The organism is Methylomonas sp. MED-D, assembly GCF_050276835.1.
Taxonomy (GTDB): Bacteria; Pseudomonadota; Gammaproteobacteria; order Methylococcales; family Methylomonadaceae; genus Methylomonas; species Methylomonas koyamae_A.
In genome coordinates this window covers 2,882,734-2,905,687 of sequence record NZ_CP189965.1, presented here as the reverse complement: position 1 = coordinate 2,905,687, position 22,954 = coordinate 2,882,734, and the positions used below count along the sequence as shown (strand labels likewise).

Genomic DNA, 22,954 nt, shown 5'->3' with positions numbered 1-22,954 from the left:
ATGAATGAAGTTCAAGAAAAAGACAATTTTTGGCTCTACATCGCTCTGGCCGTCGTTATGGTCGCTGGTGCGGTTTTCATGGTGAAAAACGCGGAGCACGATAAATACGCTACCGCCGCTAAAAACATCGCCGAAGATTCGTCCAACTCTGCTTATCGTTCGGATGTGCTGCACAAAAACGGTCTGACCAAATAAGGCCGTTACGATTTAATGGAGACGTCGCGAACTGCATTCTCCTATCCACTTGTGGGTTTGCGGCGGTGACAGGGAAACTGCGTTAGGTCCCGCTATAAAAAGAAACCGTGGTTTCTTTCAATTGGGGTTTTGCCGAGGTGTCCGGGCTTCGGCAAAACCCTTCCCGAATATGTTTCTGCCTACCTCAAGCCTGTGCCACGGCTGTTAGCAACATGATCGCCTGATTCATGCCTTGGTGCAGGTTTTTTTCGATTTCCGCCATCGTGATTTCGCCGGCGACGACGCCAGCCGCCCAATTGGCAACCACCGAAACATTAGCGTAAGCGATGCCCAATTCGCGAGCCAGTGCCGCCTCCGGCATGCCGGTCATGCCGACCAAATCGCAGCCGTCGTTCGCCATGCGTTTGATTTCAGCCGGCGTTTCCAGGCGCGGTCCTTGCGTGCAGCCGTAGGTGCCGTGGTTTACGGTGGCGATGCCGGCTTGTTCGGCGGCGGCGACGATACGAGCCCGTAAGGCCGGTGTATAGGGTTCGCTGAAATCGATGTGGGTGACCTGTTCCAGATCGTCGGCGAAGTAGGTATGTTCGCGGCCGTAGCTGTAATCGATCAATTGATCGGGAATCGCGATGACCGCCGGTGCCATCTCGCGGCCAATGCCGCCAACCGCCGCGACCGCGATAATTTCGGTCACGCCCAAGGCTTGCAAGCCCCAGATATTCGCCCGATAGTTGATTTTATGCGGCGGTATTCGATGTGGGTTGCCATGCCGGGCTAAAAACACCAGTTTGCGGCCGTCGAGCTCGCCGAATACGTAAGCGGCCGACGGGGCGCCGAACGGCGTATCGAGGCTTTGTTCGCCAGTGATAAGTAGGTCCGGGATTTGGGTCAGGCCGGTGCCGCCGATAATAGCCAAGGTCATAATACTTCCTTGCAGGCATAGACACCTGCGGCGTTTCTGAGATAACCCTTGTAATCCATGCCGTAGCCGAATAAATAATGGTTTTCCACGTTCAAGCCGACAAAATCCAATGCGATCGGTTTGGGCTCATCGAGTTGTTTGTCAAAAAGCGCCGCCGTGTAAACGGCTTCGGCGCCTCGCTGTTGGCAGTAATCGACGATGGCGCGCAAGGTATGGCCTTCGTCGAGGATGTCGTCAATCACTAGCACCGTCCGTCCCGCCAACGGCGTGGTCGGCGTAAACAGCCAGTGAATCTCGCTGCCGGAGGTGGCGTTCCGGTAGCGGCTAGCGTGGATGCTGTCCAACATCAGCGGAAAGTCCAGGCGCGGCAACAGTTTGCCGGTGGCGATGATGCCGCCGTTAATCACGCACAATAGCAGCGGATTGCGGTCTCGCAGCGCGGCGGTGATATTGGCGGCCATCAAGTCCAGTGCGGACTCGACTTCGGCGGCGGCGTGCAGTTGTCGCGCGTGCCGTTGGACTTGATCGATTTCTTCAAGCAGGGGATTCATAAAGCTCTTGGAGTTGTTTGGAAATTTGTTGCCATTTCGGCAGTTGTTGCAGCTGTTCTCGGGTGAATTTGGGCTGGCCGCGCATGGCTTGCAAACGCGCTTCGCCGGCACGGCGTTCGCGAACCGGCAGATCGTCTAAGACTTGCTCGGCCGCCGCCGAATTGTTGCACACCAACACCATGTCGCAGCCGGCTTCCAGCGCTAAACGCGCCCGATCGGTGTAGTCTCCGATACCGGCGGCGCCGTTCATGCTCAAATCGTCGCTAAATATCGCGCCGTTAAAACCCAGCTCGCCGCGCAATATGTCTTGCAGCCAAACGCCGGAAAAACCCGCCGGCAAGCGGTCGATGCGTGGATACACCACATGGGCCGGCATCACGGCTTCCAGGCCTTGTTCGATCAACGCATTAAAAGGTACGAGATCCTCGGCGCGTATGCTTGCCAGATCGCGATCGTCGATCGGTAGGGTCAAGTGCGAGTCTAGCGCGACGGCGCCGTGGCCGGGAAAATGCTTACCGGTCGCGGCCATGCCGGCCGCGCGCATGCCGGTACGGAAGGCTCCAGCCAGTTGGGCCGCTAAGGTCGGATCGCCGGAAAACGAACGATTGCCGATGATTTCGCTAACGCCGCGATCGACATCCAGCACCGGCGCGAAGCTGAAGTCTACGTCGATGGCGAGCAATTCGGCGGCCATCAACCAACCGGCTGCTTCAGCCAATTCCGGTTTGTCGGCGTACTTGGCCGCCGCGGGCAGGCGGGTAAATCCGTTCTGAAAGCGCTGAACTCGGCCGCCTTCCTGATCGACGGCAATTAAAATGTCGCCGCTACGTGCCTTGCGTATGTCGGCAATCAATGCCTCGACTTGCGCCGGATGATCGAAATTGCGAGCGAACAATATCAACGCGCCGGTATTGGGATGGGCGATTTTTTCCCGATCCGCCGCCGTCAGGCTGAGCCCGTCGATGTCTATCATGACCGGACCGATGGCTTGTGGTTTCATGGTGATAAATGTCTAAATTGGAATATACTTCTGGAGCTTGAACCCGACATTATATGAGGAATCCCCGTGCGTACTTTGGTTTTGTTGATCAGTTTGTTGCTGTTACCCGGTTTGTCCGCCGCCAACTCCGGCGAAAAAAAAGCCGATGAAAGCGCCGGCCCGGTCATCGAGTATTTGGAGATGAAGCCGGCCTTTACCGTCAATCTGGCCGAGCCGAAAAAATACCTGTTGTTGAACGTGCAGTTGCTGGTGGAAGGGGCCGAGCCGGTCGAAAAAATCAAAAAACACATGCCGTTGCTGCGCCATGAAATGATTATGATGTTGAGTGGCTTGCATGCCGCCGACTTGCAAACGATGGAACAACGCGAAGGTCTGCGTTTGAAAACCAAGGAAATGATCACCGGTTTGTTGACGAAAATTCAAAATCCGGATGGCTTCCGCGATGTGTTCTTCTCCGAATTCCTAATCCAGTAACTGACCGCGCAGAGCTTGGCGCATTTGCTCGATGCGCCGTTCCACCTGATCGCCGGCATAGGGTTGCGGCGGAAACTTCCCCCAGATGGGTGCCGGCCAGGCCGGATCGGTCCGATAGCGGGCGATATGATGAATATGCAGTTGCGGTACCAGATTGCCGATCGCCGCGACGTTGAGTTTGTCGGGCCGAAACATCGCCGTCATCGTTTCCGCCAATAGGCAAGATTCCGTTAGCCACAACGTCCGATCCCGATCATTCAGTTGATATAACTCCGTCAAGCCGCCGCGTTGCGGTACCAAAACAAACCAGGGATAGGCGCTGTCGTTCATCATCAGCAGCAGGCTCAGCTCGAACCGGCCGACTTCGTGGCAATCTTGTCGCAATTGCGGGTGGAGGTGGAACGAGGACATGGGCTTCTCGACTAAAGATGATTGACGGACGGTTTTCAGACTTCACCATGATAACGGCTAGCGATGGGGCATTGAAAGTCGAGACATTCGCCATGTCATGGAAAACCCGCTGAATCCGTTTAACAGCGACAAGGTGATTGTCGTTAAGAATCCGGGTGAAGCGAATAGGGAAATAATGATCAAGGACGGCGAGAAAATGGAGAAATACCAATCGACCGGCAAAATCGGTCAGGGCGAGGGTATGAAAGCCGGCGTGACCTATCGCCTAAAAGACGGTTCATTCGTCTACGTACCCAAGGACAAGCGGGCCGGTCCGTAAGTTTGGCGGTACTTTAGCGCTTGGCCTTTACCGGTTCACTGAGTGCGGCGGCCAGGTTGGTGGTCTTGGGGCAAGCGATACATAGCACCACCGGGCCGATATTGAGCACTGCCACTTTGCTGGCCGAGCCGACGATGACCAGTTGCTCGATGTCGCCCAACTTTAAAATCGTCGAACTGTCGCGGGCGACGCCGATGCTGTCTTCGATCAACGCGCCCAGTGCGTCGGCGTGCGGCAGTTGACCGGCACTGGCCAGAATCAAGCCCTCGTGGTAAGCGGCGCAGGCGTCGATGCCTTTGATCCGCACCACGCCATCGACCAGTGTTTGCAGTGCCCCGATGAATTCGCCGCGCTTGGTGCGCAGGGAGGCGCTGGTACCTACCAGATCGTCCGAGGGCTGGCGTTGGGCCGCCGAGTAGGCCGCCGCCAAGCGATCGAGCTCGGCGAGTTGCGATTCGAACCAATGCATGGCTGCGGTGCGTCGGGTTATTTGAATAGGTAGCTGGAAAACAGTTTTTTCAGCATCGGCACGGTTTCCTTCAGTTCGAAGCGGACCCTGCCCAACAAGGCGTCGCGCTTGGTCACCAACGCCAGCATGAAACCGGCTTCGATCGGCGTCGACAGAATATAGCCCTCGGCGTTTTCGCAGATCACCATTTGGGTTTGATGATGGCCGACATGTCCGGCGGCTTTGGACGCGGCGCCGAATACCACTTGCACCGAGGCGCCGATGGCGTCGGTATTGATCTCGTAATCGCGGTGGATGTGGGTGACGAATCCGTCGCTGTCGACGATGGCTGCGGCGGAAACCCCTTGTATGCTCATCAAATTCCGCAGAATCGATTCGATTTCCGCCGATTGCGAGGCTCTGGGCTCCAAAGCGTGGATGTTGCTGTTCATGATACGCTCCAATGTGTCGTCATAATTACAGTAGGTCGACCCGGATCAGGCAGGTTTTGTCACCCAGGGCGTTGCACTTGGTTTCGGTGGCTTTGACGTTGCGCTTGAAAAATGCCTTGACGATGCCGCCGACCATACCGGCCTCGAAATGGCAAATCGGCGCCGCCACGTTATGGATGCCGGCGCAGGAAACGCATTCGTCCACCCGCAATTCCAACAATCCACTGGATAGATCGACCTTGTCGGGCACCACCAAGCCGATGCAAAGTTGCCGGCACAATTGCTGGATCTTGCCGACATAGGTTTCCAGATCCTTGTCGACGTTGGCCGCGACGATTTGGCCCAGCGTACTGCCCAGGCTTTGTCCGGAGTGGTATACCAGCGACGGTGCGCCCTGGCCGAGGATGTCCTCGACGTTAGAGCCCAGTGCCACCATCCGCAACACCTGAAACAGGCGAATCGGGATGAGCGGACCGAGGTCGTTGCGGTTTTCGATGCCGAATTCCCCGGACAAAATACCCTCGAGAATTTGTTGTTGCGCCAGTTGGTAGTCGGTTTTGTTATTGGTTAGCATGCCTTGTCCTCTTGGGGAGTGCGTTTAGGGCGTCAAACAGCGTACTTCGGCGCGCCGGTTCAACTTTTGGCCGTCCGGCGTGTCGTTGGAAGCCGCCGGTCTGTTCCAACCTTCCGTGGCGGTTTCGATGGGCGCGGCGATACCCTGTCCGGTCAGCCATATTTTCAGCGCTTCGGCGCGCGCTTGGCCGAGTTGGCGGTTGGACGCGTCGTTGCCCAGATTGCAGGTATGCCCGACGATTCGGATACCCTGATTGCATTGTTTGACTTGTTCGAGCAGACGGTTTTTCTCGGCCCCGGACAGCCGAATCGGCTTAGTGGAATTGAACTTGAAATACACCGTGTAAACCGGATCGGTGTTGGCTGGCGCCGGGCCGGCGGCGGTGGGTTCGGTTGGCAGCTTTAGCTCGGTTTGCGCTTCGGCGACCGGGGCTGGTGAGGCGGCGACCGATTCCGTCTTGCTCTCCGCCGGTGCCGTTGGCGCGGCGTCATTGGTCGGCTGCTGCTTGGCAACGACTTCCGCCTGCTCGGTTGGCGGAGGGGGCGGAACAGGTTGAGCCGGAGCGGCATTGCTGGAACGGTCTGGCGTCTCCGGCCATTCCAACTTTGGCAGCGGATGGTTGCGTATCCAGTACACGCCGATTGCCGCGATCACTAACAACAGCAAGCTCCAAACGACCCAGGTCCGGCTCGCCGGCGGGTGCGATTCGGCGGCGGGACGAAGAATGCCGTCCAAGCCGTCGAGATCGAGTGATCGATGTTTTTTCATACAATTTCCTTGATGTGAATCACAACCAAGACTCAGTTTTTTTGATTGTACTCCCGGAATTCGTGTTTGTGGAATCGAGGTATATCGGCAAGTGTTGGGCTTGGCGTTCGCCGCGCAGGCAAATCTGGGAGAGGCATTGTAAGATCGTCATTTCCATCGGCTTGCCAGGAATCATAAGGAACCGGTTGAAATCGGTTTGTCATAATGGCCTTGTAGACTGATCGCCGAAATCTAGTCGCGGTATCGTAGCGCCAATCCAAACCGAGTTGCCGCTACCTGTTCGCGCTGACAATACTGACTCGAAACTGACAAACATGTCCGACAACGCGGCGCATAGCATGACCATGGATTCTAACTTGTTGAATGGAAATGATGAAATACTTGGCGCGACATCTGCTGGATATTCAAGGAGTTCTATAAACCCAGGGGTGAATGTCATGGAAACTTTTTCAAACGATAATCTCGAGTTTGGCGATACCCGGACTGATTTCATCGAAATGCTAAGTCATCAATTTGTGTCGATGACCGGATGCGGTGTCTACGTGTATCTAAACCCGTTGGCGATCAACAGTTTGTACAACCAATATTTAAGCGAATCCATGCCGATTCGAACCTTCGCTCGGCAATGCGTTAAGGATTTGCTGTAACAGCGGCCTTAGTGTTGATGTTTTAGTGCTTCGCTCCGGGATCCGGAGCAGTTCTCCCACTGTTTGTTACTTTGCAGTTCGCCCGGTTTTTTTGGACCGGATTTGTGACGAATGGTTTGGCACGTCAAGTTCGCACCAATTTACGTCTGGCCTGGCCGACCTAGGGGGCGGCAGGTCAGCTTTGTGTTGTTCGGCGTTCCGTAAGTCAATCCACCGAAGCCGGTTAACGGCTTGTCGAATTTCAGATGAAAATACCCTTGCCGCTCGGTAGATTTCGTATGCTGGTGTCCCCGGCCTGATCAAATTGGATTGGTGAGCTCCGCGAAAGGTCGAGACCGATGGGTTTACTTGGGTTTGCGGGACGTTTTGGAGTAAAACGCCGGTCGTTTTGAAAAATTTGCCGAATAGTCCTCACAAATTGTCTAGTATTAACGCAGATTGATTGCTTAGTTTCGCCAGGTAGTTTCATGTTTCGAAAGCCTTGGTCCTGGCGTTTTCCGGGCAGTTGCTAAATTTCTTGCTCAACCAAACGGTGCGAAACGATGAAGACGTTTATTCAGACCGTGCTGGCGGAAGCCGATGCTCGAGCGGTTAATCTGCTGCAAATCCTAAGAGCCGTCCAAGCCCGCTACCAGCATATTCCCGAGGAAGCCATCGAATTGCTGGCGGAAGGCTTGTCTATTCCGCGTACGCAAATTCTCGGTGTCGTCGAGTTTTACAGCTTCTTGCATATGACCCCGCAAGGTCGTTATGACTTGTTAATCAGCGATTCGATCACCGATCGGATGTTGGGTAACCAGTTTGTGTTGGATTATCTTGCCGAGCGTTTGGCGGTTCAGGTCGGTCAGGTCCGGGCGGATGGCTTGGTGAGTTTAAATCGTACTTCGTGTACCGGTATGTGCGATCAAGGGCCGGCCGGCTTGGTCAACGGATTGGCTTTAACGAGCCTGGATATAGCTCGGCTCGAGGAAATCGTCGAGTTGGTGAATCAGCAAACGCCGCTGTCGCAGTGGCCGGCGACATTGTTTGCGGTCGCCGATAACATTCATAGACCTGGACTATTGCTTAGCGAACCCTTGGTCGCTGGCGATGCGTTGCGGGCGGCGTTTGAGCGCGGTCTGCCGGAAACGTTGGAGGAACTCGACCGCTCCGGTCTGCGCGGCCGCGGTGGCGCGGGCTTCAAAACGGCGGTGAAATGGCGGTTTTGCGCCGATGAGCCGGCCGACACCCGTTTCGTGGTCTGCAACGCCGACGAGGGAGAGCCCGGTACCTTCAAAGACCGGGTGTTGCTAAACAGCTATGCCAGTCAAGTTTTCGAAGGTATGACGCTGGCGGCAGCGCTGATTGGCGCCCAACAAGGGTTTTTGTACCTGCGTGGCGAATATTTGCATCTGCACGAACAATTGCAGGGTGTATTGACCGAGCGCCGCGCGTCCGGCTTGCTGGGCGAGAATATCCTCGGCCTGGGATTGAACTTCGATATCGAAATCCGTCTCGGCGCTGGCGCGTATATTTGCGGCGAGGAATCGGCGCTGATCGAATCGTTGGAAGGTAAGCCCGGCATACCCCGCAATCGGCCGCCTTATCCGGTGACCAGCGGCTATTTGAATAAACCGACGATCGTCAATAACGTCGAAACCTTTTTGGCCGCCGCTCACATAGCCGTACGCGGCGGCGCTTGGTTTGCCGCGGTCGGCACCGAAAAATCCGCCGGCACCAAGATTCTCAGCATTAGCGGCGATTGTGCACGGCCGGGCATCTACGAGTACCCGTTCGGTACTCGTATTCGCCAGGTGCTGGAAGACTGCGGCGCCGTTGACGTATTGGGAGTTCAGATCGGCGGACCATCGGGTACGTTCATTTCCAATCGGGAACTGGACCGGGCCTTAGCCTTCGAAGATCTAGCCACCGGCGGTTCCTTCATTGTCTTTAACTGCAGTCGGGACATCCTAAGGATCGTTCAAAATTTCACCCATTTCTTCGCTCACGAGAGTTGCGGATTTTGCACGCCATGCCGGGTTGGGACCTCGTTGTTGAAAAAGCAGTTGGATAAAATCGTCGACGGTCATGGTTCGGCCGGCGATGTCGTCGAGCTGGAAAATCTTTGTCAGTTAGTGAAACACCACAGCCATTGCGGCCTGGGACAAACCGCGGCCAACCCGATCTTGAGCACATTGGAACGCTACCCCGACGTCTACGAAAAACAATTGAAGCAGATCAGTTACGAACCTGGGTTCGATTTGGACGGCGCGTTGGCGATTGCCCGCCGCATGGCGCATCGCGACGACGCGGCCGCGCATTTGTCGCAACTGGAGGATTGAGCATGACAGGTACCATCACCATCGACGGGCAAATCGTCCCGTTCCAAGCAGGACAAACCATCATCGAAGCCGCCACCGCGGCCGGCATCTACATTCCGCATCTCTGCCACAAGCCCGGCTACACGCCCCACGGCAGTTGCAAATTATGCACGGTCAACGTCAACGGTCGGAACTGCTCGGCTTGCACCTTTCCAGCTGTTGACGGCCAAACCGTGATAAACAATAGCGCCGAGCTGCAGCAAGACCGCCGTCGCATCACGCAGATGCTGTTCGTCGAGGGCAACCACCTATGTCCGTCTTGCGAGAAAACCGGTAACTGCCAATTACAGGGCGTCGCTTACTATTTGAATATGACGGACAACCACTTCCCGCACTTTTTCGCCCACCGGGAAATGGATGCTTCGCATCCGGACATTTTGATCGATCACAACCGTTGCATTTTTTGCAATCTCTGCGTGCGGGCGAGTAAGGAAAAAGACGGCAAAAACGTGTTTGCGATCGCCGGTCGCGGCATCAATAAGCGTTTGGTTGTCAATTCGGTCAGCGGGCTGTTGAAGGACAGTGACGTCAGCATCGACGACAGCGCGGTGCACGTGTGCCCGACCGGGGCGCTGTTGATCAAGCGCACCGGTTATCAAGTCCCTATCGGGCAACGTATTTACGATCATCGCCAAATCAGCGAAGTGGCGCTGTTCGCGGAGGGAAGTCATGAGCAATAAAATTAAGGTCGCGACCACCTCGTTGGCGGGTTGCTTCGGTTGCCACATGTCGTTTCTGGATATCGACGAACGCCTGTTGACCTTGGCCGAAGTCGCCGAATTCGACCGTTCGCCGATCACCGACATCGAGCACTGCGGTCCCTGCGACATCGGTTTGATCGAAGGTGGCGTCTGCAATTCGGAAAACGTGCATGTACTGCGCGAATTTCGGAAGAACTGCAAGATCCTGGTGGCGGTTGGCGCTTGCGCGATCAACGGCGGCTTACCGGCGATGCGCAACCACATCGATCTGGAAGATTGTCTGATGGAAGCGTATCGAGACGGCATCGGCGTTGAAAATCCGCAAATTCCCAGCGATCCGGAATTGCCGTTGTTACTGAACCAGGTGCACCCAATCCACGAAATTGTCAAAATCGACTATTTCCTGCCCGGTTGCCCGCCGTCCGCCGACGTGTTCTGGACCTTCCTGACCGCGTTGGTCGAGGGCCGAGAACCCAGCCTGCCTTACGAATTGGTGCATTACGATTGAGCCGCGCGCCCGTTTGGCGTCGGTCCGAGTAAATGACGTCGAGCGCGGCCCGCCGTCCCGTTAAAGAGAGAATATTTATGTACGAGCATCTTGAAACCGCCGTCAATCCCGCCGGCCTGAAACGGGTCGTGGTTGATCCCGTCTCTCGCGTCGAGGGTCATGGAAAAGTCACGTTGTTGCTGGACGCCGAGAATCGGGTCCAGCAAGCCCGGCTGCACATCGTCGAATTTCGCGGCTTCGAAAAATTCATTCAGGGCCGGCCGTATTGGGAGTTGCCGGTGTTGGTGCAACGGCTCTGCGGCATTTGCCCGGTTAGTCACCATCTGGCGGCGGCCAAGGCCATCGATCAATTGGTGGGCGTCGATCCGGCCGATCTGACGCCAGCCGCCGACAAACTGCGCCGCCTGTTGCATTTCGGCCAAGTTTTACAATCTCATGCTCTGCACTTTTTTCATCTTTCCAGCCCGGACTTGCTGTTTGGTTTCGATAGCGACATCGCCAAGCGCAACGTCATCGCGGTGCTGGCGGAATACCCCGAGATCGGCCTGCAAGGCGTGAAGCTGCGTAAGTACGGTCAGGAAGTCATACGGATGGTGTCCGGCAAAAGGGTGCACGGTACCGGCGCGATACCCGGCGGCATGAACAAGGCTTTGAGCCGAGACGAGCGGGATTATTTGTTGCGGGATATCGATCAGGTGCTGGCTTGGGCCGAATCGGCGGTGGCCTTGATCAAATCGGTGCATACCGCCAACCTGCCGTATTACGACGAGTTTGCGACGATACGCAGCAATTATCTGGGCTTGATCAAGCCGAACGGTGCGATGGAGCTTTATCACGGTGGGATTCGCGCCAAAACCGACAGCGGCGCGACGATAGTCGACCACTACGATTATTGCGCTTACACCGATTTGATCCATGAAGAGGTGCGCTCCTGGAGTTATATGAAATTCCCGTATCTGACCGCATTAGGCAAGGCCGACGGTTGGTATCGGGTGGGACCCTTGGCTCGGGTCAACAACTGCGATTTCATCGATACGCCGCTGGCCGAAGCAGCGCGGGTCGAGTTCAAGCAACACGGTGGGGAGGCCATGGTGCACAGCACCTTGGCTTTCCATTGGGCGCGGTTGATCGAATTATTGCATTGCGCCGAAGGTATTAAGATTTTGTTGCGCGATTCCGACGTGATGAGTAGTCATTTGCTGGTTCAAGGCGAAAAGCGTTACGAAGGTATCGGCGTGATCGAGGCGCCGCGCGGCACCTTGTTTCACCACTATCAGATCGATGACAACGACATCGTCACCAAGGCTAACTTGATCGTTTCGACGACCAGTAACAATATGGGCATGAACGAGTCGGTACGTCAGGTCGCGGCTGAATACCTGTCCGGGCGCGAGTTGACCGAGCCGTTGCTGAACAGTCTGGAAGTGGCGATACGCGCCTACGATCCTTGCTTGTCTTGCGCCACCCATGCGGTTGGCAAAATGCCGTTGCAACTCGAATTGGTGGATGCCGAAGGCCAAGTGATTGATCGGTTGATTCGGCATAGCGACGGTGAATTCGAGCACGGTTTGGCCTGATGACGGCGCTCAAACCGGTTCTGGTGTTTGCTTACGGCAACCCGAGCCGAGGTGACGATGCCCTCGGACCTCTGCTATTGGAGGCTCTGGAAAACCAAGTCGGCACCAACACCGTCGAATTCATCGTCGATTTTCAGTTGCAAATCGAGCACGCGCTGGATTTACAGGGGCGGCGTGTGGCGATATTCGTCGATGCGTCGGTCAAGGCCGAGATGCCCTACCAATTCAGCCGGCTCATGCCGTTACGTGATCGGAGTTACACCAGCCATGCGATGAGTCCGGCGGCCTTGCTGGACGTTTATCAAGCGTTGTACGGTTCGCCGCCGCCGACTTTCTTATTGGGCATTGCCGGTTTGTCGTTCGAGCTTGGCGAGGTGCTCAGCCCTGACGCCGCGCAAAACCTGGCGCTGGCTGTCGAATTCGCCTGTCGCTTGCTGAGCGGGTCGGCGGAGGATATATTAGCCGCCGCCATCAAAGTCGTTCCGCCTTTAGACCTCGCCGTTCCGGCTTGAGCGGCGCCAGCGACTTTTCCAATTTTTCACAGGATTACCCGTATGTCCACCGCATGGGCCGGCGGTACCGACGCCATTGTCGAACGCTTGGATCAAATGACTGAATTATTCGTCGAACAAACTCGCCGCTCGATGTATGCCGGGGAGTCGGCGACGCATTGCGACGAATGCGGCGAACCCATCCCCGAGGCGCGCCGGAGCGCGATTGCCTGTCGTTATTGTTTGCCCTGCCAGACCAAATTGGAACGTAGCGGTAAAATCTGAATTGGTGATCATCTCAGGATTTAACCCGTTTCATCCTGATCGATACCAAGCCGCCGCCACGTTCCAATGTGTCTTGGTCGACGATTTTCCAGGCCTCTTCCGAGCCGTCGGCTTTCTTGAATACCAAATACGACTGACTGCCGGATTCGCGGACGAAAATGTCGGCGAATTCGGTGCGTTCGCCGTTGGAATCCAGGTAGTTTTTGCCAATGACCAAGGTTTGGTCGCCAATGATTTTCGCGACGGCGTCGATGAACTGGTTTTCCGAGCCGCCTTCGGCCCGGTATTCACCTTCGTAACCGTGGCCGCAACCGACGAGTAGGGTTAAGGCACCGGCCAACATGGCTGATTTGAATGTCATTGTTGATCTCCTGAGTGTCGGTTTTAGCCGATTATGCCCGAAGCAGGGCCGGCTGAATATCGCAAATCCTAATCTTGATTCCGGTCGTCGACGGTATAATCGGCGTTTTTTGCCGCTTGCGATCGTTGCCTATGTCAAATGTAAACTCCGAAAAACTCTCCAGCGCCCGCTTCGCCGAAGCCACCGACGCGTTCGTCGAGGAATTCACCGCCTCGGTCGGTTTCGATCAACGCATGGCCCTGCAGGATATTCAGGGTTCGTTGGCGCACGCGACGATGCTCCATAAGATTGGGATTTTGACCGAACAGGAGCTGGCCGACATCCGTAGCGGGCTGGCGCAAATTCGCGGTGAAATCGAACGCGGCGAGTTCGTCTGGTCGATAAAGCAGGAAGATGTTCACATGAATATCGAAGCGCGCTTGACCGACCTGATCGGTATCGCCGGCAAAAAACTGCACACCGGACGTTCACGTAACGATCAGGTCGCCACCGACATTCGTTTGTATTTGCGTGACGAAGTCGACGTCATTCTGGGTCAATTGCGGCGTCTGCAAACCGCGTTGCTGGATCTGGCAGAACGTGAGGCCGCGACGATCATGCCCGGTTTCACCCATTTGCAGGTGGCCCAACCGGTGACCTTCGGCCACCATTTGATGGCCTGGTTCGAGATGCTGAGCCGCGACGTCGAGCGCTTCCAGGATTGCCGCAAGCGCATCAATGTGATGCCGCTGGGAGCGGCGGCGCTGGCCGGTACCAGTTATCCGCTGGATCGTTTCTTGACTGCGGAGTTACTGGGTTTTTCCCGGCCGTCCAACAATTCGCTGGATTCGGTTAGCGATCGCGATTTCGCGATCGAGTTTACCGCCGCCGCCAGCCTAGTGATGTTGCATTTGTCCAGGTTTTCCGAAGAGCTGGTACTTTGGGCTAGTGCTCAGTTCGACTTCATCGATATTCCGGACGCCTTTTGCACGGGATCGTCGATCATGCCGCAGAAGAAAAACCCGGACGTACCGGAGTTGGTGCGCGGCAAGTCCGGCCGGGTGGCCGGGCATTTGATGGCGTTGCTGATGTTGATGAAAAGCCAACCCCTGGCCTACAACAAGGACAATCAGGAAGACAAGGAGCCGTTATTCGATACCGTCGATACCGTCGTCAACAGTCTACGGGCTTTTGCCGACATGATGCCGCGCGTCCAGGCCAAGCGCGAAAACATGTATCAGTCCGCCAAACGCGGTTTCGCGACCGCGACCGATTTAGCCGACTACTTGGTCCGTAAGGGCATGGCGTTCCGCGATGCGCACGAGGTGGTCGGTTTGGCGGTTCGCCTGGGTTTGCGGACCGGTCGGGATTTGTCGGAATTAACCCTGACCGAATTGCAAAGTTTCTCGGCAAGTATTGCGGAAGATGTGTTCGATATCCTCGGCTTAGAAGGGTCGGTGGCTTTGCGCAAGCATATTGGCGGTACGGCACCGGAGACGGTGCGTCAGGCAATTTGTGACGCGCGCCGGCAAATCCTTAGTTAAATCGCGGTAATTATCTGATTCGCTGCTACCCTTTCGAACGGTCTTGGTTCGGAGGGTGGCAATGCTTCAAAGCGATTTTGGTTTAGAAACCGCTCGGACGGTCATAGCGGCGGAGTCCGAGTTCTGGTCCGATGCTCGCTTGGCGGCGTTTGGCATCGATCCGGACGGCGAGCAGGCCTTGAATGTCCTGGTCTTCGCGGTCCGCAAACAACCCGCCGATCTGCTTGGCCATTTGCGGCGTATTTATCGCTGTTACCGTAGCGACTTATCCGAGCAGCTATTTGCCGCATTGCTCGATTTAACGATTATCTTGGGCGGACGCGGTTCCGCGTTACGCGCCCGATTGCTCGCCGCCTGTCGCGGTAAATTGAGTGCCGCCCAAGCGGCGGCTTTACACAAGCCCGGTACGCGCGTGGCGAATCGTTACACGTTATTTACCGACGGTATGTTGGGAAGCTCGGACTTGGTTCAACAGGTCCGGGGAACCGACACTCAATACGACTATCTGGCACTGGCTAACGATTTCATCGAGTACAGCCAATTGAGCCAGGCGATCGAGGCGTTGGAAACCGGATTGATTCAACAACCCGAACGCGAGGACTTGCAGAACTCGCTGTTGGAGTTATATCGCTCTACCAAAAATGCTGAACGCTTTCGCCGGCAATACCGAGCATTGAGCGACGCCGGCGTGGCTCTTGTGGACGGCTGGCGCCAAGTTGCGGTTTACTTTGACGGAATCAGCTCATGACACTTCACGTGCCCCCGGCCTTGCGGGCCGCGTTATTCGCGATGGACGGCCGGACCGGCAAAACCATGGCCATGTATTTGAAAGGACCTTGCCGCGGAGTAGCGGTCGTCGTCAACGAAGACGAAGCGGATCTGGACCTGATCGATGCCGACCACGCCAAGGCGGCCGATATCATTAAAGCCCGGCGCGCCGCCAATCCTGGTAGACCGTTAGTATTGTTGTCGCTCTATGACCTGCGGGTTGAAAACGCGTTTTTCGTTAAGAAGCCGGTCAATGCTCAACAAATGCTGTCGGTGTTCGCGCAAGTGCGGGATGTTTTGGCGGCTCGAAAGGTCGCCGAAAAACTCCGTCACCCCGCCAGCCGCGGATCGGAAGCCGAGCATGCGTCTGAATCGGTATCGTCCGGACAACCTCGCCCGGAGCGATTGAAATCCAGCAAACACCGGACTGCGGCGCAACTGAGCGATAGCGGGTTCCGCACCTTCCTCGGCACATTGGCCGATATCGATTTCGACGACCCTGCTCAATGGCGCACCGCGTATTTTGATCCTAGACATTATTTCCTGGGCTTTGTGCAATCGGCATTCAAGACCGCCCGCTTGCAGCATAAGGCACTACGGCTGAACTCGATCTGGAAGCCGTTGTTGATTTTTCCCGAGTCCGAGGAAATCTGGTTGGATGCCGATGACAAGCAATTGCGGGCATTCGCCGGGGTGGTGCTGAACCGGGCCTCGGCGGGGAACATGACATTGTCGGTATTCGATTTGACCGACCCGGCGCCCCGCGACGCTGAAAAACATCAGGACATGTCGGCTTTTCTTTGGAAACTGGCGATTTGGACCTCCAAGGGCCGATTTCCGATCGGAATCGATATTTACAAGCCGGTATATCTGGACCGCTGGCCTAACTTTACCCGCTTGGTGATTACCCCGGAAGCTTTGCGGATCGCGGCCTTGTTGATCCAGCAACCGCGCACGCCGTTGGAAATCGCCGAAGTGCTGCGGATCAAGATGCAATACGTCTTTGTGTTCGTCAGTGCCTGTCATACGCTGGGCTTGTTGCGCCAATCCGAACGCCAAGCCGACGCGGTGGTCGCCCAACCGGCCCCAAGACCGGCCAAAAACCAAGGTCTGTTGAGCAAGATTCTTGGGAAGTTGCGCGGCGAGCAATAACGATAAGGAACCACGATGAGTCAATACAAAATCATATTCACCGGCCCAGTCGGCGCCGGCAAGACTACCGCTATACATTCGATCAGCGATCTGCCGCCGGTCAAGACCGATGCCGCCGCTAGCGATATGACTAAGAACCGCAAGGAATCGACGACCGTAGCCATGGATTACGGCGTGATGAATTTACCCGGCGGCGAAAAGATCCACTTGTACGGAACACCGGGCCAAGAGCGCTTCGATTTCATGTGGGAGATTCTGACCGTCGGCGGTATCGGCTTGGTCTTGCTGCTGGATAACACCAGGGCCGATCCGTTTCAAGACATGAAATTCTTTCTGGATGCCTTCGGTAAATTTATCGATACCACCGGCGTGGCCATAGGCGTCACCCAAATGGATTTGAGCAGCACGCCGGCGATAGACGACTACCATCGACAGTTGCAAACCTTGGGTTTGAATCCGCCGGTATTTGCCGTCGACGCTCGCGAGCGGGCCGATGTCTCGCTGTTGGTCCAGTCCTTGTTGTACTCGCTCGATCCTGGTTTGGTGGGCTGAAGTCATGGCCGGTTACGAACTAAAACAGGGTTTGTATTTATACCCTACGCCCGCCGGCGCTTATTACGCGATCGCCAGTCCCGCCGAAGATAAGCCGCGTCGCTTTCTAAATCAGTTGTTGAAGCTGGAACAAACGCCGGAATTGACCGAAGGTCGCTTAATGGCCTTGATGGAAACCGACGAAACCGAAAAAGCCATGCAATTGTTGTCGTATTGCCAAAAACTTGGTTGGGTTCAAGGTCTGGATGCGCCGATAACGGCGCCGCAAGGGGCTTTGGAGGATATTCTGCCGGCGATGTTGGGCTTGATCGCCGAGTCCGGAAAAGTCTTGCTCGCCGACGATCAAGGTTTTTACTTGGCTTGCAGCGGATTCCCGCATGAGGTCGCCGAAGAGTTATCGGCACTGAGCGCGGAATTGGCGACAGTGCATAAGCGCCGGTCCGGTCTACTGGTTAACAACCTGGGAATCGCCAGCCACGCCTTGGCGATCGTCGATCCGTTCGGGAATAGCCAAATTGGCTTTTGGCCGATGTTCGTCGGCAAGCACCGCTTTGTGTTGGCGATCAGCGGCGTGCCGCATTTCAATCACGCCGAGTTCGTTTCGTTGGCGTGGGCATTGATTACTCGCTATCTGAAATGACCGGCGGCAAACCGGCGGTTTTAACTTATCACCTGAAAACAGAGGAAACCACACTATGAGAGCAGACATGTTGACCTCGGTCTTGACCGAGCTGAACGGCACTTCGGCGGACATCGAAGCGTCCGGAGTGATCTCCACCGACGGTTTGATGATGGCCTCGGTATTGCCTGCCAGCATGGACGAGGACCGGGTCGGTGCCATGAGCGCGGCGATGCTGTCGCTGGGCGACCGCACCGCGCAGGAGTTGAGTCGCGGCGGTCTGGAACAAGTGTTGATCAAGGGCGACAAGGGTTACGTATTGATGACTTACGCCGGGCGCGAGGCGGTTTTGACGGTGCTAGCTAAGCCTAACGCCAAGTTGGGTTTGATATTTCTGGATGTTAAGCGGGCGGCCGAGAGCATCGCCGAAATGTTGTAATTCCCTCAAACGCTAGTGGAGCGCATCATGATTGCTGATATGAAGCCCGAGGATATCGTAGGCGACTTCAAGGAGACGACGCTGACCTATTTTGACGGAAGCAGCCGTAAAGTACTGTATACCGAACTGGAAACCCCGTATCCGGACGGCAAACTGATTGTTTCGACGACGACGCCGGACGGCATCATTCGCCACGCCAACCAAGCCTTTATCGACATGTCAGGCTACGCCGTGCAAGAGTTGATCGGGATGCCGCACAGTGTGCTAAGACATCCCGATATGCCCGCCGCCGCGTTTAAGGACTTGTGGGACACCGTCGGGCGCGGCGAAAAATGGCAGGGTTACGTGAAGAATTTGCGCAAGGACGGCGGCTATTATTGGGTTAAGGCGACCGTCATTCCCAACGTCCGCAACGGTCAGGTGGTCGGGTATACCTCGGTCAGGCGTAAGCCCTCGCGCCGCAAGATCGAAGACAGCATCCAACTCTATTCGACGCTAATCTGAGCAGGGGAACGCGTTATGACTTATTTGTTTACCGTTAGTCCCGATTTCGCGCCGGATCGTTTGTCCGGATGGTATATCTTCAATACGTGGCTGCAAAAACACACCGCCGCCGCGATCCATTTGGAAATGTACGACCATTATCAACGCTTGCACCAAGCTATCGCCGGCGATGCGGTGGACTTGATCTATGCCAATCCTTTCGACGCGGCGATGCTGGTCCGGGAGAAAGGCTTTCTACCCCTGGTCAAGCCGGTAGGCTTGTCGGATGAGGCGGTGATCGCGGTCAACGCCGACAGCCCGATTCAGGACGTAGCGGATCTGACGCCGGGTATCCGCGTCGCCCACACCGAAGATCCGGACGTGCGGTTGATGGGCATGATCATGTTGGAACCGGCCGATCTGGACCGCGGCAACATTCAAGCATTGCTATCCGACAATTACGTGTTGGTTGCCAAGCACCTGCTAAAGGGCGAAGCCGATGTCGGCATTTTCTTGGCCGAAGCCTTCGACAACTTATCCGGCATGATCAAAAAGCAACTAAGGGTGTTGGTACGTAGTCAGATCAGCGTCATCAACCACGCACTGCTGGTTGGCCCGCGCCTGGCCGAACGGCGCCAGGAGATTCGCGATCTGTTGGTGAGGATGGCCGAGGAAGACAAGGGCCCCGGCGTACTGGAAAGCCTCGGATTTTCCGGTTGGCAAGCTCTGGAAGATGAAGACATGGAGTTCATGATCGATTTGATGGAGACGTTGAATACTTGAGCCTTCGTTCGGGTCATCGCGCTGCCGCCGCCGCCGCGATGACCGCCTGACCCAGCGCCAGACCACCGTCGTTGGCCGGATAGGCGCGCGGTGCCAACACCTGAAAGCCGGCGGTTCTCAACTTCGCCGATAGACCTTCCAATAGCAAACGATTCTGAAACACGCCGCCGCTCAGTACCACGGTATCCGCCGGGTGGGTTGTTGCCAACGTAGATAAGATTGCCGATGTGGCGTCGATCAATGTGTGATGAATGCGGGCCGCCACGCGGGCTAGATCGGTACCGTCGCGTAAATCGGTTAGTACCGCCAGCCACAACCCGCGCCAACTGAGTACCCGACTCTCGCCGGTTTGGGCCAAAGTCCAAGCATCCGGATAAGCTCGCTCGCCGAAAAATGCCGGGCCGGCCAAGATCTCCAATGCGATTGCCGCTTGGCCCTCGTAATCGGCGAACTCGGCGTGAAGGCCAAGTGCGGCGGCAAACGCGTCGAACCATCGCCCGCACGATGAAGCCGGTGGCGAGTTCAAGCCTTTTGCGATCATCGCGTCCAAAGTTGCCAACGGCTTGCGATTCAGCAATTGCACGATATCCAGACCGCCGTATTCGGCGATCAGGTCGGGCCAAGCGAAATAGTGCGCGAGCTGAGCGTATGCGTTTCGCCACGGTTCCCGAATCGCCTGCGTGCCGCCGGGCAGGGCGATCGCTTCAAAATGCGCGAGACGCCGGCAAGTCCGGTAGCCTCCCCAGAAAAATTCGCCGCCCCATAGACTGCCTTCGTCACCCAGACCCAGGCCGTCGAATATCGCCGCCAGCACCGGCGGCCCGGTCAATGGCGCGGCGTGCTCGGCCAGACAAGCGGCCAGATGGGCGTGGTGATGCTGGACTTCGTTCAGCTCGGCGGGTAGCGCGGCGGCAAGCTCTCGGCCGTGAGCACTGGACAGATAGCCGGGATGGCGGTCGATCGCGATCCGTGTCGGCGTGCAGCCGTGCAGCTGCCGGTATAGATCAATCGTTTGGCGGTAATCACGCTGCGCCGCCGTATTTTCCAGATCGCCGATATGCTGCGAGACGATGGCTTGACCCCGCCGAATCAGGCAAAAACTGTTTTTCAATTCGGCGCCCATTGCCAGAACGCCGTCCGCCTGCTCGAAGCCGACGGGAAGAATCAACGCTTGCGGGCTGTAGCCGCGCGCCCGCCGCAACAAGCGAATTTCGCCGTCCACTAGCCGCGCCACCGAATCATCCAAGCGATTCGCGATATCGCGGTCGTGCATCAGCCACAGGTCGGCGATGTCGGTTAATTCGGCGCGGGCCGCCGCGTTGTCTATGCATTGCGGTTCGTCGCTAACATTACCGGACGTCAGCACGATGGGAGTGTTCAGCGCGGCCATCAACAAATGATGTAGTGGTGTGTACGGCAGCAAGAAGCCCAGTTTATCGTCGCCGGGGGCGAGTTCAGGTGCCAGCCCGGCGCCGGCTGCCGTTAGCAGCATGATGGGCGCGGCCGGGGATTGCAGCGCGGCGTGCTCCAATGGGGAACACTCGGCGTAGCGGCGCAACATCGTCTCACTACCGGCCATCAACGCAAACGGCTTAGCGTAGCGGCGCTTGCGCAGGCGTAATCGGCGCACCGTCTCGGCATTGGCGGCATCGCAAGCCAAATGAAATCCGCCCAAGCCTTTGATCGCGACAATCCGTCCGGCGCGGACCGCGGCGGCGGCCTGATCAATAGGATCTCCGGGGAGGAGGCCTTTGCCGTCTTCCAGCCACAGCTTGGGGCCGCATACCGGACAGCAATTGGCTTGAGCGTGAAAGCGCCGGTCGGCCGGGTCTTGATATTCGCTTAGGCATTCCGGGCACATCGCGAAACCGGCCATGCTGGTATGGCGCCTGTCGTAAGGCACGCGGCGGACGATGGATAAACGCGGACCGCAATGCGTGCAGTTGGTGAAAGGATAGCGATAGCGGCGGTTGCTGGGATCGGCAATGTCTGCCAGACAAGCCGGGCAAGTGGCGGCATCGGCCGCGATGACGGTATCGGCCGCGCGGCCGCCGGCGCTGGCGACGATGCGGAACTCGTCCGGCGCGCTGCCGAGCAGTTCGGCGCTTTCCAGCGCGTCCAATCGGGCCAGCGGCGGCAGGTGCTTGGGAATCGCCTCCGCGAACTCCGCCAACACGCTTGCAGGGCCGTAGGCGTGAATCATCACGCCTTCCTGATCGTTCCAGACCGAACCGGTCAAATGGTATGTTTTGGCCAGATGCCAGATCGTCGGTCGAAAACCGACGCCCTGCACCACGCCGCGCGCCCGGATCGCCAGGCCGGGCATCAGCAAATGCGCGGCAGTTGTTCGCCGGCGGGCCAATCCACGATACGGCGGCCGCCGAAGCCGGTGGTCATTTGCACGAAATGGTGTTGATCGGCGACGACGGTACCGATGATCGAGGCATCCCGACCCAACGGATGGTTCTGCATCGTATTGAGTAAGGTTTCGGCGGCGTCGGCTTCGCAAATACAGACCAGCTTGCCTTCGTTGGCGACGTAAAGCGGATCGAGGCCGAGAATCTCGCAAGCCGCTCTGACTTGGGCCTTAATAGGGATGCGGTTTTCGTCGACGACGATGCCGACGCCGGATTGCTCGGCCAGTTCGTTCAGTGCGGTGGCCAAGCCGCCGCGGGTCGGATCGCGCAAGCAGCGTATCCGGGTCGGCGCCGCGGCCACCATATCCGCTACCAAGCCGTGCAGCGCGGCCGAATCCGAAACGATGCTGGTCCCGAATTGCAGATTCTCGCGGCCGGCCATGATCGCCACGCCGTGGTCGCCGATGCTGCCGCTGACCAACACCGCGCAGCCGGGCTCGGCGCGGTCACCGGCGATATCAACGCCGTCCGGCACGATGCCGACGCCGGTCGTGGTGATGAATACGCCGTCGCCCTTACCGCGCTCGACGACCTTGGTGTCGCCTGTCACCACCGGAGTGCCGGCGGCTTTGGCGGCGGCGGCCATGCTGGCGACGATACGGTCCAGATCGGCCAGCGCCAGGCCTTCCTCCAGAATAAACCCGGCCGCCAAATACAAGGGCCGGGCACCCGACATCGCGACGTCATTCAGCGTGCCATGCACCGCAAGGGCGCCAATGTCGCCGCCTGGGAAGAACAGCGGCGAGATCACGTGGCCGTCGGTGCTGATCGCCAGCCGGCCGGCCGGGACCTGAAAAACAGCCTGGTCGTTGCGGCGCTTCAATAAGTCGTTGTCGAAATGCTTGATAAACAAGGCATCGATCAATTGCGCCATCGCCCGGCCGCCGCCGCCGTGACTAAGATCGATCTGGCCGGATGTCAAGTTCAGAGTGTAAGCGGAATGGGCCACGCTAGCCGTCCTATCAAATTGATGGTATCCGGCACGGATGCGCCGGGATCAGCCGGCGATTTTAGCCGAATACGGGGTCGATCGAGCGGGATTTTGTCGGGCGGAGGAAGGATGTTTCGGCCAAAACCGGCGGAAAATCGCCGCATTGCCAACGGCTAGGTTTAGCCGGACTCGAATGGAATCGGCGTTGCTGGCGGCTCGAGGAACTGGACCGGCGAGTTGTCGGTT

The 22,954-nt window shown here is 57.1% G+C and carries 29 protein-coding genes; 18 read left to right on the top strand and 11 right to left on the bottom strand.

Features of this window, described 5'->3' with window-relative positions; translation table 11 throughout:
* Positions 1–195, top strand: coding sequence for a hypothetical protein (locus ACQE3E_RS12840; RefSeq protein WP_064030470.1), 195 nt, complete (start codon positions 1–3; stop codon positions 193–195).
* Positions 196–379: 184 nt separating this feature from the next.
* On the opposite strand, the gene ACQE3E_RS12835 is transcribed toward ACQE3E_RS12840, so the two are convergent.
* From ACQE3E_RS12835 to nagZ, 3 genes are read right to left on the bottom strand one after another with little or no spacing between them, the layout of a single operon-like run.
* On the bottom strand, positions 380–1,114 hold the full coding sequence (locus ACQE3E_RS12835; RefSeq protein WP_313730173.1) for an S-methyl-5'-thioinosine phosphorylase: 735 nt from the start codon (positions 1,112–1,114) through the stop codon (positions 380–382).
* Entirely contained in the window at positions 1,111–1,665 is a 555-nt protein-coding gene (locus ACQE3E_RS12830; protein ID WP_313730174.1) for a hypoxanthine-guanine phosphoribosyltransferase, read from the bottom strand. The genes ACQE3E_RS12835 and ACQE3E_RS12830 overlap by 4 nt, the downstream gene beginning before the upstream one ends.
* On the bottom strand, positions 1,649–2,665 hold the full coding sequence (gene nagZ / locus ACQE3E_RS12825) for a beta-N-acetylhexosaminidase (RefSeq protein WP_313730175.1): 1,017 nt from the start codon (positions 2,663–2,665) through the stop codon (positions 1,649–1,651). Before nagZ ends, ACQE3E_RS12830 begins: the two co-directional genes overlap by 17 nt.
* Positions 2,666–2,731: 66 nt before the next feature.
* Between nagZ and ACQE3E_RS12820 the strand changes: the two genes are divergently transcribed.
* Positions 2,732–3,139 (top strand): flagellar basal body-associated FliL family protein, encoded by a 408-nt coding sequence (locus ACQE3E_RS12820; RefSeq protein ID WP_064030476.1) that lies wholly within the window; start codon positions 2,732–2,734, stop codon positions 3,137–3,139.
* On the opposite strand, the gene ACQE3E_RS12815 is transcribed toward ACQE3E_RS12820, so the two are convergent.
* Positions 3,128–3,550 (bottom strand): HIT domain-containing protein, encoded by a 423-nt coding sequence (locus tag ACQE3E_RS12815; RefSeq protein ID WP_313730176.1) that lies wholly within the window; start codon positions 3,548–3,550, stop codon positions 3,128–3,130. The genes ACQE3E_RS12820 and ACQE3E_RS12815 overlap by 12 nt on opposite strands.
* Before the next feature lie 97 nt (positions 3,551–3,647).
* Between ACQE3E_RS12815 and ACQE3E_RS12810 the strand changes: the two genes are divergently transcribed.
* The gene (locus tag ACQE3E_RS12810; protein ID WP_427500606.1) at positions 3,648–3,869 is read left to right on the top strand and encodes a DUF2149 domain-containing protein; all 222 of its coding nucleotides are present in this window, start codon (positions 3,648–3,650) and stop codon (positions 3,867–3,869) included.
* Between the two features lie 13 nt (positions 3,870–3,882).
* Here the strand turns inward: ACQE3E_RS12810 and ACQE3E_RS12805 are convergent, their stop codons facing one another.
* From ACQE3E_RS12805 to ACQE3E_RS12790, 4 genes are read right to left on the bottom strand one after another with little or no spacing between them, the layout of a single operon-like run.
* On the bottom strand, positions 3,883–4,338 hold the full coding sequence (locus tag ACQE3E_RS12805; RefSeq protein ID WP_168029144.1) for a roadblock/LC7 domain-containing protein: 456 nt from the start codon (positions 4,336–4,338) through the stop codon (positions 3,883–3,885).
* Between the two features lie 17 nt (positions 4,339–4,355).
* Entirely contained in the window at positions 4,356–4,769 is a 414-nt protein-coding gene (locus ACQE3E_RS12800) for a roadblock/LC7 domain-containing protein (protein ID WP_064030484.1), read from the bottom strand.
* A gap of 25 nt (positions 4,770–4,794) precedes the next feature.
* Positions 4,795–5,343 (bottom strand): V4R domain-containing protein, encoded by a 549-nt coding sequence (locus tag ACQE3E_RS12795; RefSeq protein WP_082885617.1) that lies wholly within the window; start codon positions 5,341–5,343, stop codon positions 4,795–4,797.
* 24 nt (positions 5,344–5,367) lie between these two features.
* Positions 5,368–6,111: an OmpA family protein gene (locus tag ACQE3E_RS12790; protein WP_427500605.1), complete on the bottom strand. Its 744-nt coding sequence runs from the start codon at positions 6,109–6,111 to the stop codon at positions 5,368–5,370.
* 437 nt (positions 6,112–6,548) lie between these two features.
* On the opposite strand from ACQE3E_RS12790, the gene ACQE3E_RS12785 reads away from it, so the two are divergent.
* The 7 genes from ACQE3E_RS12785 to ACQE3E_RS12755 all read left to right on the top strand — a co-directional run bounded on the left by ACQE3E_RS12785 (position 6,549) and on the right by ACQE3E_RS12755 (position 12,680).
* The gene (locus ACQE3E_RS12785; RefSeq protein ID WP_064030488.1) at positions 6,549–6,758 is read left to right on the top strand and encodes a hypothetical protein; all 210 of its coding nucleotides are present in this window, start codon (positions 6,549–6,551) and stop codon (positions 6,756–6,758) included.
* 542 nt (positions 6,759–7,300) lie between these two features.
* A complete protein-coding gene (locus tag ACQE3E_RS12780) occupies positions 7,301–9,079 on the top strand; it encodes an NAD(P)H-dependent oxidoreductase subunit E (protein WP_313730178.1) in 1,779 nt (592 codons plus the stop codon).
* A gap of 2 nt (positions 9,080–9,081) precedes the next feature.
* Positions 9,082–9,798 (top strand): 2Fe-2S iron-sulfur cluster-binding protein, encoded by a 717-nt coding sequence (locus ACQE3E_RS12775; protein WP_071156248.1) that lies wholly within the window; start codon positions 9,082–9,084, stop codon positions 9,796–9,798.
* Positions 9,788–10,327: an NADP oxidoreductase gene (locus tag ACQE3E_RS12770; protein WP_313730179.1), complete on the top strand. Its 540-nt coding sequence runs from the start codon at positions 9,788–9,790 to the stop codon at positions 10,325–10,327. Before ACQE3E_RS12775 ends, ACQE3E_RS12770 begins: the two co-directional genes overlap by 11 nt.
* A gap of 77 nt (positions 10,328–10,404) precedes the next feature.
* Complete coding sequence (locus tag ACQE3E_RS12765) at positions 10,405–11,904, top strand: Ni/Fe hydrogenase subunit alpha (RefSeq protein ID WP_071156250.1); 1,500 nt, start codon at positions 10,405–10,407, stop codon at positions 11,902–11,904.
* Complete coding sequence (locus tag ACQE3E_RS12760; RefSeq protein WP_427500604.1) at positions 11,904–12,416, top strand: hydrogenase maturation protease; 513 nt, start codon at positions 11,904–11,906, stop codon at positions 12,414–12,416. The genes ACQE3E_RS12765 and ACQE3E_RS12760 overlap by 1 nt, the downstream gene beginning before the upstream one ends.
* A gap of 42 nt (positions 12,417–12,458) precedes the next feature.
* Entirely contained in the window at positions 12,459–12,680 is a 222-nt protein-coding gene (locus ACQE3E_RS12755; RefSeq protein ID WP_064030500.1) for a TraR/DksA C4-type zinc finger protein, read from the top strand.
* A gap of 13 nt (positions 12,681–12,693) precedes the next feature.
* Here the strand turns inward: ACQE3E_RS12755 and ACQE3E_RS12750 are convergent, their stop codons facing one another.
* Positions 12,694–13,041 (bottom strand): hypothetical protein, encoded by a 348-nt coding sequence (locus ACQE3E_RS12750; protein WP_427500603.1) that lies wholly within the window; start codon positions 13,039–13,041, stop codon positions 12,694–12,696.
* A gap of 131 nt (positions 13,042–13,172) precedes the next feature.
* Between ACQE3E_RS12750 and argH the strand changes: the two genes are divergently transcribed.
* The 8 genes from argH (at position 13,173) to ACQE3E_RS12710 (ending at position 19,360) form a co-directional block, all read left to right on the top strand.
* Positions 13,173–14,564 (top strand): argininosuccinate lyase, encoded by a 1,392-nt coding sequence (argH, locus tag ACQE3E_RS12745; protein WP_427500602.1) that lies wholly within the window; start codon positions 13,173–13,175, stop codon positions 14,562–14,564.
* 61 nt (positions 14,565–14,625) lie between these two features.
* Complete coding sequence (locus ACQE3E_RS12740; RefSeq protein WP_427500601.1) at positions 14,626–15,312, top strand: type IV pilus assembly protein FimV; 687 nt, start codon at positions 14,626–14,628, stop codon at positions 15,310–15,312.
* Entirely contained in the window at positions 15,309–16,484 is a 1,176-nt protein-coding gene (locus ACQE3E_RS12735; protein WP_064030508.1) for a hypothetical protein, read from the top strand. The genes ACQE3E_RS12740 and ACQE3E_RS12735 overlap by 4 nt, the downstream gene beginning before the upstream one ends.
* A 15-nt stretch (positions 16,485–16,499) precedes the next feature.
* Positions 16,500–17,036: a GTP-binding protein gene (locus ACQE3E_RS12730; protein ID WP_064030510.1), complete on the top strand. Its 537-nt coding sequence runs from the start codon at positions 16,500–16,502 to the stop codon at positions 17,034–17,036.
* Positions 17,037–17,040: 4 nt separating this feature from the next.
* Positions 17,041–17,676: a hypothetical protein gene (locus ACQE3E_RS12725; RefSeq protein ID WP_168029127.1), complete on the top strand. Its 636-nt coding sequence runs from the start codon at positions 17,041–17,043 to the stop codon at positions 17,674–17,676.
* Between the two features lie 55 nt (positions 17,677–17,731).
* Positions 17,732–18,094 carry a roadblock/LC7 domain-containing protein gene (locus ACQE3E_RS12720; RefSeq protein WP_064030514.1) on the top strand — a complete coding sequence of 121 codons (363 nt, stop codon included), beginning with the start codon at positions 17,732–17,734 and terminating at the stop codon, positions 18,092–18,094.
* A 27-nt stretch (positions 18,095–18,121) separates the two neighbouring features.
* Complete coding sequence (locus tag ACQE3E_RS12715) at positions 18,122–18,598, top strand: PAS domain-containing protein (RefSeq protein WP_064030516.1); 477 nt, start codon at positions 18,122–18,124, stop codon at positions 18,596–18,598.
* Positions 18,599–18,613: 15 nt separating this feature from the next.
* A complete protein-coding gene (locus tag ACQE3E_RS12710) occupies positions 18,614–19,360 on the top strand; it encodes a phosphate/phosphite/phosphonate ABC transporter substrate-binding protein (RefSeq protein ID WP_071156265.1) in 747 nt (248 codons plus the stop codon).
* Positions 19,361–19,373: 13 nt separating this feature from the next.
* On the opposite strand, the gene hypF is transcribed toward ACQE3E_RS12710, so the two are convergent.
* Positions 19,374–21,686, bottom strand: coding sequence for a carbamoyltransferase HypF (gene hypF / locus ACQE3E_RS12705; RefSeq protein WP_313730183.1), 2,313 nt, complete (start codon positions 21,684–21,686; stop codon positions 19,374–19,376).
* On the bottom strand, positions 21,686–22,726 hold the full coding sequence (hypE, locus tag ACQE3E_RS12700) for a hydrogenase expression/formation protein HypE (protein ID WP_168029119.1): 1,041 nt from the start codon (positions 22,724–22,726) through the stop codon (positions 21,686–21,688). The genes hypF and hypE overlap by 1 nt, the downstream gene beginning before the upstream one ends.
* Between the last annotated feature and the right edge of the window lie 228 nt (positions 22,727–22,954).

Excerpts from the sequence above, each read along its gene's own strand:
- ACQE3E_RS12840 (WP_064030470.1), top strand. The coding sequence starts at position 1 with ATGAATGAAGTTCAAGAAAAAGACAATTTTTGGCTCTACATCGCTCTG.
- ACQE3E_RS12835 (WP_313730173.1), bottom strand. The coding sequence starts at position 1,114 with ATGACCTTGGCTATTATCGGCGGCACCGGCCTGACCCAAATCCCGGAC.
- ACQE3E_RS12830 (WP_313730174.1), bottom strand. The coding sequence starts at position 1,665 with ATGAATCCCCTGCTTGAAGAAATCGATCAAGTCCAACGGCACGCGCGA.
- nagZ (WP_313730175.1), bottom strand. The coding sequence starts at position 2,665 with ATGAAACCACAAGCCATCGGTCCGGTCATGATAGACATCGACGGGCTC.
- ACQE3E_RS12815 (WP_313730176.1), bottom strand. The coding sequence starts at position 3,550 with ATGTCCTCGTTCCACCTCCACCCGCAATTGCGACAAGATTGCCACGAA.
- ACQE3E_RS12810 (WP_427500606.1), top strand. The coding sequence starts at position 3,648 with ATGGAAAACCCGCTGAATCCGTTTAACAGCGACAAGGTGATTGTCGTT.
- ACQE3E_RS12805 (WP_168029144.1), bottom strand. The coding sequence starts at position 4,338 with ATGCATTGGTTCGAATCGCAACTCGCCGAGCTCGATCGCTTGGCGGCG.
- ACQE3E_RS12800 (WP_064030484.1), bottom strand. The coding sequence starts at position 4,769 with ATGAACAGCAACATCCACGCTTTGGAGCCCAGAGCCTCGCAATCGGCG.
- ACQE3E_RS12795 (WP_082885617.1), bottom strand. The coding sequence starts at position 5,343 with ATGCTAACCAATAACAAAACCGACTACCAACTGGCGCAACAACAAATT.
- ACQE3E_RS12790 (WP_427500605.1), bottom strand. The coding sequence starts at position 6,111 with ATGAAAAAACATCGATCACTCGATCTCGACGGCTTGGACGGCATTCTT.
- ACQE3E_RS12785 (WP_064030488.1), top strand. The coding sequence starts at position 6,549 with ATGGAAACTTTTTCAAACGATAATCTCGAGTTTGGCGATACCCGGACT.
- ACQE3E_RS12780 (WP_313730178.1), top strand. The coding sequence starts at position 7,301 with ATGAAGACGTTTATTCAGACCGTGCTGGCGGAAGCCGATGCTCGAGCG.
- ACQE3E_RS12775 (WP_071156248.1), top strand. The coding sequence starts at position 9,082 with ATGACAGGTACCATCACCATCGACGGGCAAATCGTCCCGTTCCAAGCA.
- ACQE3E_RS12770 (WP_313730179.1), top strand. The coding sequence starts at position 9,788 with ATGAGCAATAAAATTAAGGTCGCGACCACCTCGTTGGCGGGTTGCTTC.
- ACQE3E_RS12765 (WP_071156250.1), top strand. The coding sequence starts at position 10,405 with ATGTACGAGCATCTTGAAACCGCCGTCAATCCCGCCGGCCTGAAACGG.
- ACQE3E_RS12760 (WP_427500604.1), top strand. The coding sequence starts at position 11,904 with ATGACGGCGCTCAAACCGGTTCTGGTGTTTGCTTACGGCAACCCGAGC.
- ACQE3E_RS12755 (WP_064030500.1), top strand. The coding sequence starts at position 12,459 with ATGTCCACCGCATGGGCCGGCGGTACCGACGCCATTGTCGAACGCTTG.
- ACQE3E_RS12750 (WP_427500603.1), bottom strand. The coding sequence starts at position 13,041 with ATGACATTCAAATCAGCCATGTTGGCCGGTGCCTTAACCCTACTCGTC.
- argH (WP_427500602.1), top strand. The coding sequence starts at position 13,173 with ATGTCAAATGTAAACTCCGAAAAACTCTCCAGCGCCCGCTTCGCCGAA.
- ACQE3E_RS12740 (WP_427500601.1), top strand. The coding sequence starts at position 14,626 with ATGCTTCAAAGCGATTTTGGTTTAGAAACCGCTCGGACGGTCATAGCG.
- ACQE3E_RS12735 (WP_064030508.1), top strand. The coding sequence starts at position 15,309 with ATGACACTTCACGTGCCCCCGGCCTTGCGGGCCGCGTTATTCGCGATG.
- ACQE3E_RS12730 (WP_064030510.1), top strand. The coding sequence starts at position 16,500 with ATGAGTCAATACAAAATCATATTCACCGGCCCAGTCGGCGCCGGCAAG.
- ACQE3E_RS12725 (WP_168029127.1), top strand. The coding sequence starts at position 17,041 with ATGGCCGGTTACGAACTAAAACAGGGTTTGTATTTATACCCTACGCCC.
- ACQE3E_RS12720 (WP_064030514.1), top strand. The coding sequence starts at position 17,732 with ATGAGAGCAGACATGTTGACCTCGGTCTTGACCGAGCTGAACGGCACT.
- ACQE3E_RS12715 (WP_064030516.1), top strand. The coding sequence starts at position 18,122 with ATGATTGCTGATATGAAGCCCGAGGATATCGTAGGCGACTTCAAGGAG.
- ACQE3E_RS12710 (WP_071156265.1), top strand. The coding sequence starts at position 18,614 with ATGACTTATTTGTTTACCGTTAGTCCCGATTTCGCGCCGGATCGTTTG.
- hypF (WP_313730183.1), bottom strand. The coding sequence starts at position 21,686 with ATGCCCGGCCTGGCGATCCGGGCGCGCGGCGTGGTGCAGGGCGTCGGT.